Source organism: uncultured Croceicoccus sp., from assembly GCF_947496385.1.
Classification (GTDB): Bacteria; Pseudomonadota; Alphaproteobacteria; order Sphingomonadales; family Sphingomonadaceae; genus Croceicoccus.
The window spans coordinates 262609-280523 of record NZ_CANMCP010000001.1; the positions used below are offsets into that span (position 1 = coordinate 262609).

The window sequence follows — 17915 nt, forward strand, 5'->3', positions numbered from 1 at the left end:
CATCACCTCTCTTCGAACATCGTCTTCACCGCTGGCTGCCTGGGCGAACCGGGCGGCGCGTGTTTGCGCTATTCATGCTCCTGCCCGATCGCCGAAGCCATAATAAAACGCCGATTTCTGTTTGCTGGAAGGCGCGTTACATAGCGATCCTTCTCACCACAAGCGTGAGAACAGCCGCCCCCATCAATGAGCCCAGCGCCATCAGCAAGGCGACGGAGCCAAGCCCGTATCCGGCGGAAAAGAGAAATCCCGCGAGCGCCGGGGCCAGCGCGGAGCCACCCCGCCCAAACCCGATGACCACGCCGGTTCCCGACGCCCGGAATTCGGTGGGAAACGCATTTGCGACGACCGCGTAAATCCCGACGACGCCGGCATTGGTCACGAAACCGGCAATTGCTGCCGCCATGGAAAGGTCCGCTAGGTCGGACCGGGCCTGGCCAAACCAGACGACCGCCGCCGATGACAGCAGCATGGCCAGCACGGTGAGCCAGAACACCCTTACCCGAAGCGTAAGAAGCCCCAGTGTCACACTCCCCAACAGACCGCCGACGCTCGCCCAGACGAGCACCGTGGCCGCGGACGAGGGCGCGAAGCCCATGTCGGCAACGATCTTCGGTATCCATTTCAGAATGAAATAGAACGTCATGATATGCGCGAAATAGACAAAGGTCAGCGCCGCGGTGGGAAGCAGATGGCTCCCGCTGACGAGCGATTTGAAACCGGGCCGTTCGCGCTCCGCGTCGGGCGGGGGCAGTGCGCCGATGGCCGGCTTCTTCATCCGCGCAAGGATGGCGTTGATCTTCACCAGCGCATCGGCGGGGCGTTTGTGCATGAGGAAATTGATCGATTCCGGTGCGCCGAACCACACGACCGGGATGAAGAGCAGCGACACCACCGCGCCAAACTGAAAGATCGCGCGCCAGTCATAAATCGCGAGCAATTGCGCAGCGACGCTCCCGCCGATCACGTTTCCGAGCGGATAGCCTGCGGCCATCAGCACGATGCACAGCGCGCGAAACCGTCCGTTGGCAACCTCCGCCGTCGCGGCATTCGTCGCGGCCAGCACCCCGCCGAGCCCCAGTCCGGTGAGCACCCGCCACGCGCAAAGCGGGTATATGCCGTTCGCGGACGAGGCGCCGAACATGCCGAACGACACGATGCAAAGGCACGCCAGGATTACGGCGCGCCGGCCCAGCCCATCCGCCAACCGGCCGAAGATGATCGCCCCGAACGACATCCCGACAAGCTCCATGGACAGGACGATGCCAAGCGCGGCCCGGTCGATGCCCCAGTCCGCGGCGATGCCGGGCGAGGCGAAGCTGATCGAGAGCACGTCGAACCCGTCGAGCGCCAGCAGTCCGACCATGATCGCAACGACCGACCATTGGAAACGCGACATATTGTCCGTTTCGATGGTCTGCCTCGGGTCCGTTTCGGTCATTCTTGTGTATCCTTCTCGAACCGCGGCCTATCTGTCCGCCGATTGCGGCGTCGCCTCTGTTCCGGAGCCGTCCGCCCACGGTATTTTTCACGCACCATAGTTGTGAAACGGGCGAGCGATAGCAGGTGAAGGGGCGATTCCGACCGAAATTCTCCGTTGTAAATTCGCGCAGGATCCTGCTGCGTATGCGTCGCCGCGATGTCGGATATTCGGGCAGGCACCGCATCCATTATCACGATGGCAATGTTGGAGGTGCCCTTATTGGGCCGGATTGCACGGGCATTTTGCAAGGTTCGCCCGTGGCCGCGCGGCAAAGATCATCGCTTCAGGCGCCTTGCCGGAATGCCCGCAAACAGCATCCGCAATGGCCTGCCAACGATCCGCGCTTGTTCGCCGCGTTTTAGCACGATCCTGTCCTGCGTATCGCAAAACTGGCAACGATCGGTACGCCGTGGGAACCGCGCCTGTTCGTTCATGTCGGGAAGGAAGCTTTCCCCGCGTCGAATTTGATGCTAGGGCCACGCCGATGTCCCGGCTTTTCGCCCGCTCCTTCATGCTGCAGCTTGTCGCGCTGTGCACTGCACTCGGTGTCCTCTGGGCGCCGGTGGCCGAGGCGTCCGAATGCGCAGGCGAGGCTCCGGTGGCCTCGCAACTGGAGCAGCACGGCGAACCGGGCAGCGATGACGCGGGGCCGGAAAAGCACGGTACCTGTGCGCATGGCCACTGTCATCATGCATCGCATGCGGTTCGCAGTCCTGCCGGATCGTTCGCGCCGGATTCGGCTGCGGCCTCGCTCCATGCGGGGGAGCAGCCCCGCTTCGCGTCCATCCTGGTTGAACTGACCCTACCCCCTCCTCGCGCCTGACGTTTGCCGCGCGTCGGACCTGTCTCCGACGCCGAACCGAACGTCAGCAGAGGAATTCCCTTCATGTCCGCCATATCATGGCGAGCGGCTCCCTTCTGGGGGCTGATGCTCGCCTGTCCACGGGGCCTGCCAATGCGCAGGATTCGCGTGTCGTCACGCTCGACGATGCTCTTGCGCTGAGCGGGGTGGCCGAACAGGGCGATGCCCCTGTCACCAACCCGCGTCTGGTCGGCCCCCGCGCCGAGACGGACGCGGCGGCGGCACTTGTCGATCAAGCGCGCCTCAGGCCCAACCCCGAGATGTCCTTCGAAGTCGAGAACATCGCCGGAAGCGGCGCGTTTTCCGGACTTCAGTCGACGGAATACACCCTCTTGCTCGGCCAGCGTGTCGAGCTTGGCGGCAAGCGTTCCGCCCGGATTGATGCCGCCGAGGCGCAGGCAGCGCTGATGTCGCTAAAGGCGCAGTTGACCACGGTGGAACTGGGGCAGCTGGTTCGTGAGCGCTACATCGCGGCGGCCGCCGCCGCAGCGCGGTACGACCTTGCCCGGGACGTGACCGCGCGCAACGAGGAGCTGGCCCGTATAGCGCGCGTCCTTGTCGAGGTCGGGCGGGAGCCGCCTCTGCGTGCGCTGCGTGCGGACGCGGCCCTCGCCGAGGCGCGCGCGCGTCTTCTGGAAGCCGAGGCCGAAAGCCTGTCGGCGCGCACCGCGCTGGCATCGCTCTGGGCCGGGCCCGAAGCGCCGCTCGTTCCGGCGCAATTCCCTGAGCTCGTGCCGCCCGCCTCGCTGATGTCCGAGGTGCCGCAAAGCCTGCGCTATCGCGTCGCGCGGGCCGAAAGCACGGCCGCCGCCGCCGAGATCGCGCGACAGCGAAGCCTGCGGATCCCGGACCCGACCGTTTCCGCAGGTGTGCGGCGTCTCGAACAGACAAGCGACAACGCGTTCGTCGTTGGCGTGTCGGTTCCGCTGCCCTTCCGGGACCGGAACCAAGGCAATATCGCGGCGGCCGGGGCCCGCCTGCGCGCCGCGACCGCCCGCCAGGCCGTCGCGCAGGCCGATTACGAACAATCCGTCGCCGCGGCCCGCGCGCGATATCGCGGCGCCGATGCGCGCGTCGAAACGCTCTCGCAGTCCTCGCTCCCGCAGGCCGAGGAGGCGCTACGCCTCGTCCGCATCGGATATCGCAACGGGCGCTTTGCCCTGATCGAGGTTCTCTCCGCCGCGCAGGCACGCGACACGATCCGCGAGACGCTCATCGCCGCGCGCGAACAACGGGGCCTCGCCGCCGCCGAACTCATCGCCCTGGCCGCACAATGAAGGATATAGCAATGACCCGCAGCAAGCTGGCGATCATCGCCGCTATCGTGTTCGCGATCGGCGCTCTGACGCTGATATTCCGGCCGCATGCCGAACCCGACGATCATGCCCACGGTCACGAGGAAGCCGAAGGCGAAGCGCCCGAAGGAACGCTCATCCTCAGCGATGAGCAGATCCGGCACGCCGGGATAGAAATCGCCGCGGTGCGGTCAGGAGCCGCGGTCGAGCTGGTCTTTCCCGCCACCGTCGCGGCGAGCCCGGCGGCCTCGGCCCGCATCGATGCCCGTGCATCGGGCGTCGTGCGTTCGGTGGGCAAGACGCTGGGCGAATATGTGTCGCGCGGCGAAACCGTCGCCCGGATCGAAAGTGCGGATGCGTCCGCCCTCGCATCGCAGGCCAGCGCCGCCCGCGCCCGCATGACCGAACTGTCCGCCATTTACGACCGCGAAAGGCGCCTGTTCGAAGAGAACGTGACCGCGCGGCAGGATCTGGAAGCGGCGCAGGCCAATCTCAGCGTCGCGCGTTCGGACCTCAACCGCGCGCAAGCCGCGCTTGCGGCCGCCGGCGTCAGCGGCGACGGGCGTTCGCTCGCGGTTACCTCTCCCCTTTCCGGCAGGATCGCCGCCGCGCCGATCATGCTCGGTGCCTTCGTCGCTGCGGGCGAAGAACTCTATAGCGTGATCGATCCGCGCGCCCTTCAGATCGAGGTGGCGCTACCGTCGGCGGAAGCCTCCCGCGTTCAACCCGGCGACGAGGCCACGCTCATCACCGGGGACGACCGCGAAATCGGCGCAAGGGTGAAGTCCGTGACGCCGTCGCTCGATCCGGAGAGCAGGAGCGCCACGGCTGTTCTCTCCCTCCCGCGCGGTGTTCCGGGTCTCCAGCCCGGCGCATTTCTCCAGGCCCGCATCCGGCCTTCGGGCGAGGTGGACCGCACCCGTATCGCGATACCCGAGGACGCGGTGCAGGTGATCGAAGGCCGAGACGTCGTGTTCGTCCGGACGAAAAGCGGCTTTCAGGCGCGCGATGTCGCCATCGGCAGCCGATCCGCAGGCATGGTGACGATCCTGTCGGGGCTCAAGGAGGGGTGGCGCATCGCCGCCGGCAACGCCTTCCTCCTCAAGGCGGAACTTGGAAAGGAGGGCGCGACCCATGGGCACTGAACACGCGCAGGCCCCGGCCGGGGATACCGATTACGCCACGGTGCGTGATCGCCCCGGTCCGATCGGTTCGATCCTCGATTTCGCCGTCCGGTTCCGCTGGGCGGTGATCGTCCTGACCGCGTTTGCCGCGATCTACGGTGCGATGAATTTGCTGCGCCTGCCGATCGACGCGGTTCCGGACATCACCAACACGCAGGTGCAGATCAACACGAGCGCCCCGGCGCTCTCGCCCGCGCAGGTCGAGACGCAGGTGACCTTTCCCATCGAAACGGGCCTCGCCGGGATCGAAGGGCTGGAAACGACCCGCTCGATCTCGCGCAACGGGTTCAGCCAGGTCACCGCGATTTTCGAGGAAGGCACCGACATCTACTTCGCCCGGCAGCAGGTGAACGAACGGCTTGCGCCCATCGGCGCCGCGCTGCCCCAAGGCGCGGAACCGACGATGGGGCCGATTTCGACGGGCCTTGGCGAAGTGCTGATGTATACCATCGAATACGAGCATCCCGCCGGTCGCGGCGCGCCGCTGAACCGCCGGACCGGCTGGCAGAGCGACGGAAGCTTCGTCACCGAGCGCGGCGAGCGCCTCGACACCGCCATTGCGAAGGCCGCCTATCTGCGCACGGTGCAGGACTGGGTCGTTGCGCCCTTGATGCGCTCCATCGACGGGGTCGCCGGGGTGGATTCCATCGGGGGTTATGAAAAGCAGTTCCTCGTACAGCCCAATCCCGCCCGGCTCACCGGCTACGGCCTGTCTTTCGACGCGCTGATCACGGCGCTGGAGGCGGCGAACCTTGCCGAGGGTGCCAATTTCGTCGACCGCGCGGGCGAGGCTCTGCTTGTCCGCGTCGATGCGCGCCTCGGCGGAACGCAGGACATCGAGCAGGCGGTCGTCGCGACGCGTGAAGGCGTCCCGATCCGGATCGCCGACGTGGCGACGGTTCGGATCGGAGGCGATCTGCGGACCGGCGCCGCCTCGCTCAATGGCGAGGAGGCCGTCGTCGGCACCGTCCTCATGCGCAGCGGCGAAAACAGCCGCACCGTTGCCGCCGCTTCGGCGGAACGGCTGGACGCGGTCCGGGCGTCGCTGCCCGCTGGCGTAGTTGCCGAGATCGTCTACAACCGATCCTCGCTCGTCGATGCGACCATCGCGACAGTGGAGAAAAACCTCGTCGAAGGCGCACTGCTGGTCATTGCCGTGCTGTTCCTGATGCTGGGCAACATGCGGGCGGCGATCATTGCCGCGCTGGTCATTCCGCTGTCCATGCTGATGGCGGCGGTAGGGATGAACAGGCTGGGTGTGTCGGGTAATCTGATGAGCCTCGGCGCGCTCGATTTCGGGTTGATCGTCGATGGCGCGGTCATCATCGTCGAAAACAGCGTCGCCCGGCTCGCCGCACGGCAGCATCGCGAGGGCAGGCTGCTGAACCTCGGCGAGCGGCTGACCGAGACCCGGCTCGCCGCGCAGGAGATGATCAAGCCCACGGTCTATGGGCAGGCGATCATCCTGCTTGTCTATGCCCCGCTGCTCACCTTTACAGGGGTCGAGGGCAAGACGTTCTCGCCCATGGCGATCACGGTCATGCTCGCGCTGGCCTCGGCCTTCGTGCTGTCGCTGACCTTCGTGCCGGCGATGGTCGCGGTGTTCCTCAATCGTAGGCTGACCGAGACGGAGGTGAAGCCGGTCCGGATGGTGAAGGAACGCTATGGCGTAACCGTGCGCCGGGCCATTGCGCGGCCCTGGCCCGTGATCGGGGCGGGGGCGGGGGTCTTTGCACTCGCCGCTGTCGTGTTCACGTTTCTGGGAAGCGAGTTCACGCCGCAGCTGGACGAGCGGGACCTTGCGGTACAGTCGCTCCGGATACCGTCAACCTCGCTCGAACGATCGCTCGCCATGCAAAGAGGGGTGGAGGATGTGCTCGAAGCGTTTCCGCAGGTCGCTCTGGTCTTTTCGCGCACGGGCACGGCGGAGGTCGCGAGCGATCCGATGCCGCCCAATGCGTCCGACGCCTATGTCATGTTGAAACCGCGGGAGGAATGGCCCGATCCCGACCTGTCCAAGGACGCGCTGGTCGAACAGATGGAGGATGCGCTGGGCGGGCTCGTCGGCAATCTTTACGAGTTCAGCCAGCCGATCCAGTTGCGCTTCAACGAACTGATCGCGGGTGTCCGCGGCGATGTGGCGGTGAAACTGTACGGTGACGACCTGACCGCGCTGACCCGCTCCGCCGGCGAGGTCGCAGAGGTGCTTCGCGGGGTCGAGGGCGCGGCGGACGTCAAGGTTCAGCAGGTCACGGGATTTCCCACGCTCGACATCGCTTTCGATCGTCCGACGATCGCGCGCTATGGCCTTACGATGGAGGATGTCGCACAATCGGTGGCCGTCGCGCTGGGCGGCCGCCCGGCCGGACTGGTCTTCGAAGGGGACCGCCGGTTTGACGTGGTCGTCCGGCTGGAGGATGCGGCCCGCGACGATTTCGACCAGCTCGGCGCGCTGCCCATCGTGCTCGCCAATGGTGCGACCGTTCCGCTGCGCACGCTGGCCGAATTCCGGGTAGTGGACGGCCTTGCCGAGGTGCGGCGAGAGCAGGGACGGCGACTGGTCATCGTGTCGGCCAATGTGCGCGAACGCGACCTCGGCTCCTTTGTCGAGGAGGCGCGCGCAGGCGTGGCGCAAGCGGTGGATCTGCCGCCTGCATCCTTCATCGAATGGGGCGGACAATATCAGAATCTCCGTGCTGCGCAGGCGAGGCTCGCGCTCGTCGTGCCGATCTGTTTCGCGCTCGTGCTGCTGTTGCTGTTCGTGGCGCTTGGCGGCTGGGTTCCGGCGCTCGCCGTGTTCAGTGCGATCCCGATGGCGCTGGCGGGCGGTGTGTTCGCTCTTGCGCTGCGGGGAATGCCGTTTTCGGTTTCGGCGGCGGTGGGCTTCATCGCGCTGTCCGGCGTGGCGGTTCTGAACGGACTGGTGATGATGACCGCGATCCGTCAGCGTCTGGACAGCGGCATGCTCCTTGACGAGGCCATCGCGGACGGTGCGCTGGCGCGGCTGCGGCCGGTGCTGATGACGGCGCTGGTCGCGTCGCTCGGTTTCGTGCCGATGGCCATAGCGAGCGGCACCGGCGCGGAGGTTCAGCGTCCGCTGGCAACGGTGGTGATCGCCGGCCTGATCAGCGCGACCGCGCTCACGCTGTTCGTCCTGCCCGCGATTGCGCGGCTCGTGCTCAACCCCGCCGGGGACAGCGCTGGCGACCGGACGACATGACGGAACCGCCTGCGCCGCAACACGACCGGCGAGGCGTAGCAGGAGATGCCGGACCATGCCTGATGACCGGGGCGCGCTATGTTCGCAAGCCCCTCAGCCGGAAGCCCCCCGGCGCACGAGAGCTTCGCGCGACCCCCTTCCGGGGAAGGACCGCACGAGCGCGATCATCGCGTGTTGCCGAAGGGGGGCGCGGGCAGGAATGATCGAAGCGGTGTGGAAACTGCCATCAGCAGGGAGAGCACCCTCCGCCACGCAGAAAGTTCAATCTTTTCGGAGCCAGCACCCTGCCGGAAACATTTGGCAGACCGAATTCGCGAAACCTGATCTTTGTCGCTTCAGTCATCAAATGCAAATCGGTCATCGAGGACTGCAGCCAGCCCCACCAAATGGCCGCGAAGCCGTGAACCAAAACTGATGCACGCACCGCCCGTGTCGATTCCACCATCCCATCGGGCCGAACAAGCCGACCGAAAAAATCGCAAAGCGGGCGGTATAGGCACCGAAAAACGCAGCCTTTGCCAACGAACGACGGCCATAACACAAGTGTTGCCATGCTGGCTGATTTTAAGACGCCAAGGAACAGCCCGACCGGCGTGCGATCCGCCGATCAGGGCATGGATGAAATGACACATGCAGAATGATCCGCCGCCGCGCATCTGAGCAGGCACAGGGATGCCTCCGCCCTTCGCAACAATATCGCCGGTCCCGAAAAAGTCCGCGGTTCGCCGGCAATGTCGAGGAAGGTTCGGGGAAGGGCGCATCCTGCCAGCCGCCGACCCAGCGCGGCACCGGGCCATCATTCCCGGTGCCGCGTCGCGCGCCGCCAAGTCAGCGTTTCGCGTTGTCAATATAGCGTTCGACCTGCTGTTCCAGTACGTCTAGCGGCAGCGAACCCTGCCCCAGAATGGCTTCGTGGAATGCGCGAATATCGAAATCCTGCCCCAGTTCGCGTTCGGCGCGCGCGCGCAATTCGGTGATCTTGCGCTGCCCGATCATGTAGCTGGTCGCCTGACCGGGATTGTTGATGTAGCGGTCGACTTCCTTCGCGATATCGCGCTCCGAATTGGGCGAGTTGGCGCGGAAATAGTCGATCGCCCGTTCCCGCGACCAGCGTCTGGAATGGATTCCGGTGTCGAGGACGAGCCGGATCGCGCGCCACATCTGCAATGACAGCATGCCGAACCGCTGCTCCGGCGTGGTGTAGACGCCCATCTCGTCGGCCAGTCGTTCGGAATAGAGGGCCCATCCCTCGGTATAGGCGCCATAGCCGCCGAACCGCCGGAATTTCGGCAAGCTTTCGAGCTCCTGCGCGCGGGCGATCTGAAAATGATGGCCGGGCGCGCCTTCGTGCGCGGCGATCCCGTCGGTCTGCACGCGGTTCACCTGGTTCATGTCGGCAAGGTTCACGTAGAATATGCCGGGCCGCGACCCATCGGGCGCGGGGCTGTTGTAGAACGCGACCGCCGCCGTATCTTCGCGAAAGGGTTCGACCGCGCGCACCTCGAGCGAAGCTTCCGGCAAACGTTCGAAATATTGCGGCGCCTTCGCCATGACATTGGCGATCAATGTGCGCGCTTCGTCCAGATAGAGTTCCCGGCCCCGTTCGCTGTTCGGATATTTAAAGGCGGGATCGGTGCGCAGCGCGGTAAAGAATTCCTCAAGCGTGCCGGTAAAGCCGATCTCGTTCTTCACCGCCTCCATCTCCGCGCGTATGGCGGCCACCTGTCGCAGGCCGATGGCATGGATTTCGTCGGCCGTGAGATCGGTGGTCGTCGAGATCTTCAGCCGGTCGGCATAATAGGCATCGCCCTGGGGCAGGCTCCACGCGCCATTATTGCCATCGGCGCGCGGTTCGATGGCGGCGATGCCCGCAATCAAGGTTTCGATCCCATCGCGGAACGGCCCGGTCAGCGCCGAACGCGCCGCGGTCATGAGCCTGTCCTTTTCCGAAGGGGCGATATTCAGCGCGTCGACCTTTTCCCGGAAATCGGCCCAGATCGGATTGTCCTCCCCGTCCGTAAACGGTGCGCCTTTCATGATGCTGCGCGCGTCGGCGGTGGCAGGGGCAAAGACCATTTCGGGCGGGACGATGCCCATCGCCGCCTGCTCCTTCATCACCGCGACGGTTTCGCGCATGACACGCGCGCTGTCGCGCAGCCGCGCGATATAGGCCTCGGCGTCGGCAATGTTTTCGATCTTGTGCTGATTGATGAGGAAGACCGGAATATCGCCGGCGGGCGTGCCATTGGTCGAAACCGGGAAGCCATAGGCGATAAAGCGGGCGCTCTGCAGGCTGCGTTCCACATCGCGTTCGAACAGGGCATAGCTGATCCGCGCCGAGGGACCCAGGCGCGCCGGGTCGAACTCCGCCCGCATCCGGGCAAGCTGCCGCTCGGCGAGCGCGAGTTCGGCCCGTCTCCCCTCCAGCGTATAGTCGTCCAGCCGGTCGTAACCCTCCCGCGAACCCAGGCTCGTCAATGTTTCGGGGCTCAGCGCCGCCTGCGCATCGAAGGCCGCGTCGAGAAAGGCGAGCAGGCGCGCATCCTCCTGCGCGGTGGAGGACATCGCCGGATTTGCCGGAGGAGCGGGGGGAGCCGCAGGCACTTGCCCCATCTGCGCGCTGCAACCGGCGAGGAGAAGGGCGGGAAGCAGGCGATGGATCATGCGGGGGAAGTCCTTTTCAAAATGCGGCGCACAGGCCGAGCATCTGCAGGCCGCGCGAGCGCAGGATGAGCAGGTGTAGGACGGAGCAGCGCAAGAGGAAACCCGGATCGTATCAAGCGCGGGGACGCGTCCCCCAATGCCTATCCCTCGTCGTCATCCTTCACCGTCCACTGGTCGAGATCGTCCGCCTGCGCGATCAGCGCAAGACCATGGGCGATCGACGTCAGCTCGTTACCCGCAGCGATGCGCTCTTCGCCAAAGCGCCGTTCGAACAGGCAGCGAACCGCCGGGATCAGCGACGATCCGCCGGTCAGGAACAGCTGATCAATGTCGCGTGCAGAGAGCTTCGTCTTGGCCAGGGCGCGGTCGACCGTGGCCTCGATCTCGGCGAGATCGGGCGCGATCCAGTTCTCGAAATCGCTGCGTGCGATGTCGGCGTCGATCGACAGGCCCGGCCCCTCGAACTGGAACCGGCCATGCGTCTGCGTCGACAGCATGCGCTTCACACTGCCCACCGTCTCGTACAGCCCGTATCCCAGTTCGTTTTCGACGACGGCGATCATGCGGTCGATTGCGGCCGGGTCCGTCGCGCCGCGCTGCAATTTGTTCAGTTCGTCCAGCGTGCGGCGATTGCGCATCAGCGAAAGGCGTGACCAGTCGCTGAAATCATGAAAATAGGTCGCGGGAATATCGACCGTCTTGTCGAAGGAACGATAGGTCCCCCCTTTCCCGAGCAGGGGAAGCACGAGATGGTTCATGATGCGATAGTCGAAGCGGTCGCCGGCAATCCCGATGCCTGCCGAGCCGAGCGGGACGCTTGGCTGCCGCGAACCGGCCGGTTGCAGGCGGACGATGGAAAAATCGCTCGTGCCGCCGCCGAAATCGGCGACCATGACATTGGCGGGCGCATTCAACCGGGATGCAAAGCCATAGGCGGCGCCCAGCGGTTCGTAAACGTAATGGACCGCCCGGCCGAGCCGCGCGAACATGGCGTCATACCGTGCCCGCGCCAGTTCCGGGTCCGGCCGCGCGCCGGCATAGCGGACGGGGCGGCCGATGACGATACGATCGGGCAGCGCGGCCAGGGCATCGCCGCCATGATGCAGCAAATGGTCGAGAAACACATGGCCCAGATCCTCGAACTCAAGCCGTTTGCCGAAGATATTGGTGAAATCGAACAGCCTGCTCGCGGCGAGCGATTTGAACGATTGGAGAAAGCGGCTGCCCTGCGGAAAATCGAGAAATTCCGAGATCGCCCAGGGACCGGCCTCATGCGCGACCGCCCCTGGCACGACCTCGTCCTGCCAGAAGCACAGGGCGGTGCGGAAAACGGACGCCGAACCGCCGGGCGCGGCGAAATCGACCAGCGATGGCGCGCCGTCCTGCGCGATTCCGGCGACGACCGAATTGGTGGTGCCGAAATCGATTCCGATCGCGCGCGGGCATGATGCATCTTTCAGCATGGGGGATTTTCCGTTCGTATCCAAAAGTCTTGAAACACCATGGCCGATGCCGGCATCCGGAACGGCGACCCCCGGGAGGGACGGTGAGGTGCCGCCATGATGTCGATGATGCCGTGCCGCATAGCAAAATGCGTGGCACATGCCAGAGGCGCCGTGCGAGGAACGGTCCCGCTCCTCGTCGTCACCGCCCGGCGATCTGGCCCGCGACGTTGACAAGCTCCCGTGTCCCGTTCGTTATGCGAGAGGCCCGCCACCTGTCTTCGCCGCGGGGAATCGGGGACGGACGTGCGCGATGCGGCTATGGCGGCAGGGGTTCGGTTCGTGCCATGACGCGGCCGTATCAGCGTCTCTATCGAGGAGGAGGCGTCCGACATTGGCCAGAGCGCCTCTTCGAAATGGCGTGCCAAGCCGCCTGCTTTCGCAGTGGCCGCGCCGTGCGTTGCGCGTCACCGCTGGACTGGCACATCCCATGCTTGCGGTGTTATCCGCGGGCCTGGCTCCGCTTTCGGGAATATCATGCAAAGATTGAAAGATAAGACATGCGTCATCACGGGTGCGGCGCGCGGCATTGGCCGTGCCATCGCGGCCCGCTTCCACGACGAAGGCGCGTTGGTCGTCGTCACCGATATCGACGAGGCCAATGGCGCGGACACTGCCGCGAAGATCGGGTGCCGGTTCGAACCACTCGACGTGCGCGAGGAAGGTGACTGGTCGCGATTGGCCGAGGTTGTTCCCGTGGCCGACGTCGTCGTGAACAATGCCGGCGTGACGGGGTTCGAGACCGGCATGGCCGCCCATGATCCGGAGCACGCCAGCCTTGCCGATTGGCGCGAGGTGCATCGGGTCAATCTCGACGGCACGTTTCTTGGCTGCCGCTACGCGATCTGCGCGATGAAAACATCGGGCGCAGGCTCGATCATCAACATATCGTCGCGTTCGGGGCTGGTCGGCATACCGGGCGCAGCGGCCTATGCCTCGTCCAAGGCGGCCATCCGCAACCATAGCAAGACCGTCGCGCTCTACTGTGCGCAACAAGGTTGGCAGATACGTTGCAATTCGATCCATCCGGCAGCCATTCTGACGCCGATATGGGAGCCGATGCTGGGCGAGGGGCCCGATCGGGAAGCGCGGATGACGGCACTTGTCGCGGACACGCCGCTCCGGCGGTTCGGCATGCCCGATGAAGTGGCGGCCATTGCCGTGACGCTGGCCTCGGATGAGGCGACCTATGTCACCGGCACTGAGGTGAATATCGACGGAGGCTTGCTGGCAGGGTCTGCCGCGTCGCCGGGTTGATGGTATTCCGGGGGCAGGAATATCGGCCTCCTCCGGCTTACGGCCGTGGGGAGGAAGAAGGGGCCGCCTGATCGGATGGACCGAAAGCTAGGGACATCGTGATCTCCGGTCGGACTGCTTCCTTGCGGCGGGGAAGGCCGGCCATTGCGCCTGCGCAGCGGCGGTGTTTGCCGATCTGTCGATGGCGTGATGGTGGCTTGCCGATGGGGATTATGATGTTCAATCGGCGGTTTACGCGCCGGAGCAGCCAGGCGGCAGGCGCCGAAGCGCATCGCGAGCGTTTCGGTGTGGAGCGAGGACCGGCGCGGCAAGGCCACGCGATAACGACCGCTTTGCTATGCCCTGACGCCGCCGACGTGGCTGTCGCGGGTTCGGGAATTGCCGGAATCGAAAAGGGAGCCGGCATTTGCGCCGACGCTTCTTTTTGGCGAAAATCCGATTTCTGGGGTGACATGGAGTTTTTAGCCCACCTGCGCTGCGCATTCAGTCCCCGAAGCACGTCACAAACCGGCGGGCGCAGGACCCACCGCGGCAGCGCAGCTTGCCGAAAACTTTCGATGTGTTTGGGCCAGCCGGATGCATCGCTCATCCCGAATAGAGCGATACAGATGGGGTCCTTCCGCGATCGAAGGCCGGTGGGCGGGCTTGCCTTGCGAAAATCACGCGCTGCATGGTCCGGCCCCGTGGCCCCGCGAACACCGGGTACGAACGCCGTGAACGGTCAGATGGACAGGGGCAGGGCCGCAGGAACTAGCCATTCCGAAGCGGGCAGGTCAGGCCGGGCAGAGTTGTCGTCAGGCATTCCCCGCGACGCGCTGCTGCCCCTGCCTGTAGGTGACAACGAGGGTGGCTTTGTTATCAGCCTGTAGTCACGAGCGTGTTTCGCTATTCGGATTGCCGGGGCAAATTCACGCCGATTTCGATGCGGGTTCGCTTGCGCTGCCCTTCCTTTGTAATCGGCTGATCTAGCGAAAATATGCGGCTTGGCGCGCTAAAATGGTCGGGGAGAGAGGATTCGAACCTCCGGCCCCTGCCTCCCGAAGACAGTGCTCTACCAGGCTGAGCTACTCCCCGACCGATGTCTGCCGCCGGTATGAACCGAACGGCGAGGCAGGAGGGCGCCTATAGGCAGGACACGGCGGCGTGGCAAGCATAGTTCGCACATTCGGGCGTCTTTCTTTTGTCCACAGGGCTGTCCACCCCGTACCCACAGGCTCTGCACAGGCTTTGACGTGCTTTTACCCCGGCTTCTGCCCCCTGCCATACTCTTCTTGCACACCGCGGCCGGGCGACGTCTAAGCTGACCGCCATGAGAACGAATCCCGACACAGCCAAAGCCGCCGACGAATCCGACATGCCCGGCACCATTCCGGCGCGCCCGGATGCCGATCATTACGAATGGCAATATCTCGACCTGATGCGCCGCATCTGGACGGAGGGCGACGAACGGCGGGACCGCACCGGCGTCGGCACGCGGTCCGTGTTCGGCGTGACGATGCGGTTCGACCTCTCGGACGGCGCGATGCCGCTGGTGACGACGAAGCGCGTCTTCTGGAAGACGGCGACGCGCGAACTGCTGTGGTTTCTTACCGGCGAGACCAATATCAGGCCGCTGGTGCAGCAGCGTGTGGGGATCTGGACCGACTGGCCGCTGGCGCGCTATCGGCGCGAGACGGGCGAGCGGATCGATGCCGAAACCTTTTCCGCGCGCATTGCGGAGGATGCGGATTTTGCCGCGCGCTGGGGCGATCTCGGCCCGGTCTATGGCAAGCAATGGGTGGACTGGCCGACCTATGTGCCGGCAGGCGATGGCCTCTACCGGAAGGGGGAGGGGGTGAATCAGGTGGCGCAGCTGATTGAAAGCCTGCGCGACAATCCGGGCAGCCGGCGCCATATCCTCGAGGGGTGGAACGTCGCGGAGCTGGATGCGATGGCGCTCCCGCCGTGTCACAAGACCTATCAGTATCACGTGGCCGACGGGCGGCTGAACGGCCTGCTCTACCAACGCAGCTGCGACGTGGCGCTGGGTTTGCCGTTCAACTTGTGGTCGGCGGCGCTCCTGCAACGCATGCTCGCGGCGCAGGCGGGGCTGCTGCCGGGACATTTCACCTGGATGGGCGGGGACACGCATCTCTATCTCAATCACGAACCGCTGGTGACGCAGCAATTGGCCCGCACGCCGTCGGGTCATCCGATTCTGTCGATCCGCGACGGGGTGGGGAGCATTTTCGATTACGGGATCGAGGATTTCACCGTGTCCGGCTACACGCCACAAGCGCATATTTCCGCGCCTGTCGCGGTCTGATTGCCGGGGTTTGAAAAAATATTACGTCTGTGTTTCGATCATCGTTGACAGCGTGGAACAGCTCGCCTAATTGCCCGTCACCCCAAGGGGAGAGCGGGTGTAGCTCAGTTGGTTAGAGCGCCGGCCTGTCACGCCGGAGGTCGCGGGTTCAAGTCCCGTCACTCGCGCCACTTGGGGATTTCGATCCAGATCGAACAGCATGGCGGCGGTATCCGAAAGGATGCCGCCGCGCTGCGTTTGGCTCTCGATTCAGGCATTCACAGCCGCGCAGCGCAACGCGGGAATCAGCCCCAGCGCCCCGTCTCCATCCAGATGAGAAAACGGCGCAGCGGCAAAAGCCAGACGATGCCAAGCACGAGATAGACCGGCACCTGCGCCAGCACCGGCCAACGCGAAATCGGCTCCACCAGCGTGACGACGATCCCCGAATAGATCAGCATCCCGATGAGCAACGCCAGCACGCCCACAGGCTTGCGCCATGTCGGTTTCCAGTCGGGATCGCTCATGGCCGCACCTTTGCAAACGGGCCGAAGAATCGCGTCGGCGTGATCACCGCGTCCAGCGGCCGGTCATGCGGTTCGGTGGGCAAGATTTCGACTTCCTGCACGTCCCAGGCCATGCCGATGGCCAATGTATCGCGATGCGCGGCGAGCCAGCGATCGTAATGGCCGCCGCCCTGTCCCAGCCGGTCGCCCGTCGCGGTAAATCCGACAAGCGGCACGATCAGCACATCTGGCACCAGCGGCGCGGCATCTGCCATCGGTTGCGCCATGCCGAAAGGACCGTCGCCGAGGTCGCCATCGTCCCACGGGTCGGTCCATTCGCGGAAATCCATCGGCGCATCCCGGCCGGTAAAGGCGGGGAGGGCGATCCGGTGGCCGGCTTCCTGAAAAAAGCGGGCGTAATGCCGGGTCGGCGCTTCGTGCTGTGCCGCGTGATACAGGCCGATCACCGCATCATCGCCGATCATCGTCAGCATCGGGGCCGGCGGGCGCCGCATGATGAGCGCGCGGGTCGCATCGGGCAGGGCGGCGACATGGTCGCGGCGCATCTGGCGCAATTCGGCGCGCAGGGCTTTTTTGCGCGCGGCCTGCGTTTCGTTCATCCGGGATGCCTTTTGAAAGCCGGGAAAGGGTGACGGGCCCACCATTTGGTCGTTTGCCGTGTGAAATCCTCTGACGCCTGTAACGTCAGGTGGGAGCCATATATCCCAGGCCACGGCCCGGGACAGGGACAGCCCCCTAGGATTGCTTATAGCCTCAGGGATGTTCTGTCGGCTCGTGCCACGCAGAACCCGTCGCCATGCAATCTAGGGATGATGGTCGCCACCCTCAAGGTGGCGGGCGATATTTTCGATGCGCTGCGTGATGGCGTCGATCGTCCGGGACAGCTGCGCGTCGGCTTCGGGATCGCGTGCGGGCGGGGCGGATTGGGGCGGCGCGGCGGCCGCGCTCTGCGATTCGTGCAGCTCGTCGGCGAGCATCAGCGCGGCGAACAGCAGCATGCGCGGCTCGCTTTGCCCCATCGCGCCAGCCTTGCGAATCGATTCGTCGATCCGCTCGCCCAGCGCGCGAATATGCTCTTCCTCGCCCGGCGCACAGCTTACCGCGAAACTGCGTCCGCCGATCGGAAGCTTGATGTTGCTCATGCCGAAGCCCCGCGCGATTCGTCCTGCATCGCGGGGTCCAGCCCGGCAATGAGCGTGTCGATTTCGCGGACCGCCGCCCCGATCCTGTCCTGTATCGCGTCGCGCTGCCGGCGCAGATCGTCGATTTCGGCGGTGTGCGCCTGCGGGCGGGTCGCGGCCTGCTCCAGCCGGGCGAGGGCGATCTGCAAGCGCGCGAGCGCGGCTTCGGGCGTGTCTACGCCGGATGGAGTGTCTTGGCCGGTCATCTCAAGTCGTTCCTCGCCCCTCGCGAAATTTTCGATTCGCCGAACGGGATCGTCATACGAGCCCGCAGCCGCTCTTCTACAAGGCGCCGAACCGCCCGAACGACCGCAACCGCGCCCGCCTGTCGGCAGGAGCAGTTCGCGAACGCGGTTTGTCTAAGCGCACAGGGGCGATTGGTAAAGCAATGGTCAAAAACGGTTTTACACCCTATCGCGTCGAGGCTGCCGTTGCCCCGTGGCGGGACAGCCGGGG

Annotated in this window: 14 protein-coding genes and 2 tRNA genes; 7 read left to right on the forward strand and 9 right to left on the reverse strand. The window is 65.2% G+C overall.

The window, feature by feature from the left end; translation table 11 throughout:
• Positions 1-136 precede the first annotated feature (136 nt).
• Positions 137-1441 (reverse strand): MFS transporter, encoded by a 1305-nt coding sequence (locus Q0897_RS01345; protein WP_299307114.1) that lies wholly within the window; start codon positions 1439-1441, stop codon positions 137-139.
• A 317-nt stretch (positions 1442-1758) separates the two neighbouring features.
• Complete coding sequence (locus Q0897_RS01350; RefSeq protein ID WP_299307115.1) at positions 1759-1917, reverse strand: hypothetical protein; 159 nt, start codon at positions 1915-1917, stop codon at positions 1759-1761.
• Positions 1918-1967: 50 nt separating this feature from the next.
• Between Q0897_RS01350 and Q0897_RS01355 the strand changes: the two genes are divergently transcribed.
• The 4 genes from Q0897_RS01355 (at position 1968) to Q0897_RS01370 (ending at position 8044) form a co-directional block, all read left to right on the forward strand.
• Positions 1968-2306: a hypothetical protein gene (locus Q0897_RS01355; RefSeq protein WP_299307116.1), complete on the forward strand. Its 339-nt coding sequence runs from the start codon at positions 1968-1970 to the stop codon at positions 2304-2306.
• Between the two features lie 77 nt (positions 2307-2383).
• On the forward strand, positions 2384-3622 hold the full coding sequence (locus tag Q0897_RS01360; RefSeq protein ID WP_299307117.1) for a TolC family protein: 1239 nt from the start codon (positions 2384-2386) through the stop codon (positions 3620-3622).
• Positions 3623-3633: 11 nt separating this feature from the next.
• Positions 3634-4785 (forward strand): efflux RND transporter periplasmic adaptor subunit, encoded by a 1152-nt coding sequence (locus Q0897_RS01365; RefSeq protein WP_299307118.1) that lies wholly within the window; start codon positions 3634-3636, stop codon positions 4783-4785.
• Positions 4775-8044: a CusA/CzcA family heavy metal efflux RND transporter gene (locus tag Q0897_RS01370; protein WP_299307119.1), complete on the forward strand. Its 3270-nt coding sequence runs from the start codon at positions 4775-4777 to the stop codon at positions 8042-8044. The genes Q0897_RS01365 and Q0897_RS01370 overlap by 11 nt, the downstream gene beginning before the upstream one ends.
• An 828-nt stretch (positions 8045-8872) precedes the next feature.
• On the opposite strand, the gene Q0897_RS01375 is transcribed toward Q0897_RS01370, so the two are convergent.
• Together Q0897_RS01375 and Q0897_RS01380 are read right to left on the reverse strand one after the other, a co-directional pair.
• Positions 8873-10708 (reverse strand): DUF885 family protein, encoded by a 1836-nt coding sequence (locus tag Q0897_RS01375; protein WP_299307120.1) that lies wholly within the window; start codon positions 10706-10708, stop codon positions 8873-8875.
• Positions 10709-10848: 140 nt separating this feature from the next.
• Positions 10849-12171 carry an Hsp70 family protein gene (locus tag Q0897_RS01380; RefSeq protein WP_299307121.1) on the reverse strand — a complete coding sequence of 441 codons (1323 nt, stop codon included), beginning with the start codon at positions 12169-12171 and terminating at the stop codon, positions 10849-10851.
• A 516-nt stretch (positions 12172-12687) separates the two neighbouring features.
• Between Q0897_RS01380 and Q0897_RS01385 the strand changes: the two genes are divergently transcribed.
• Positions 12688-13467 (forward strand): SDR family oxidoreductase, encoded by a 780-nt coding sequence (locus Q0897_RS01385; RefSeq protein WP_299307122.1) that lies wholly within the window; start codon positions 12688-12690, stop codon positions 13465-13467.
• A 997-nt stretch (positions 13468-14464) separates the two neighbouring features.
• Here the strand turns inward: Q0897_RS01385 and Q0897_RS01390 are convergent.
• Positions 14465-14541, reverse strand: a tRNA-Pro gene (locus Q0897_RS01390).
• A gap of 280 nt (positions 14542-14821) precedes the next feature.
• Here Q0897_RS01390 and thyA point away from each other — a divergent pair.
• On the forward strand, positions 14822-15772 hold the full coding sequence (gene thyA / locus Q0897_RS01395; RefSeq protein ID WP_299307561.1) for a thymidylate synthase: 951 nt from the start codon (positions 14822-14824) through the stop codon (positions 15770-15772).
• Positions 15773-15865: 93 nt separating this feature from the next.
• Positions 15866-15942 (forward strand) — tRNA-Asp (locus tag Q0897_RS01400).
• A 114-nt stretch (positions 15943-16056) separates the two neighbouring features.
• Here Q0897_RS01400 and Q0897_RS01405 read toward each other — a convergent pair.
• From Q0897_RS01405 to Q0897_RS01420, 4 genes are all read right to left on the reverse strand, one after another.
• Positions 16057-16278: a DUF2842 domain-containing protein gene (locus Q0897_RS01405; RefSeq protein ID WP_299307123.1), complete on the reverse strand. Its 222-nt coding sequence runs from the start codon at positions 16276-16278 to the stop codon at positions 16057-16059.
• Positions 16275-16877, reverse strand: coding sequence for a 5-formyltetrahydrofolate cyclo-ligase (locus Q0897_RS01410; RefSeq protein ID WP_299307124.1), 603 nt, complete (start codon positions 16875-16877; stop codon positions 16275-16277). The genes Q0897_RS01405 and Q0897_RS01410 overlap by 4 nt, the downstream gene beginning before the upstream one ends.
• A gap of 204 nt (positions 16878-17081) precedes the next feature.
• Positions 17082-17420 carry a cell division protein ZapA gene (locus tag Q0897_RS01415; RefSeq protein ID WP_299307125.1) on the reverse strand — a complete coding sequence of 113 codons (339 nt, stop codon included), beginning with the start codon at positions 17418-17420 and terminating at the stop codon, positions 17082-17084.
• Entirely contained in the window at positions 17417-17665 is a 249-nt protein-coding gene (locus Q0897_RS01420; protein ID WP_299307126.1) for a hypothetical protein, read from the reverse strand. The genes Q0897_RS01415 and Q0897_RS01420 overlap by 4 nt, the downstream gene beginning before the upstream one ends.
• Between the last annotated feature and the right edge of the window lie 250 nt (positions 17666-17915).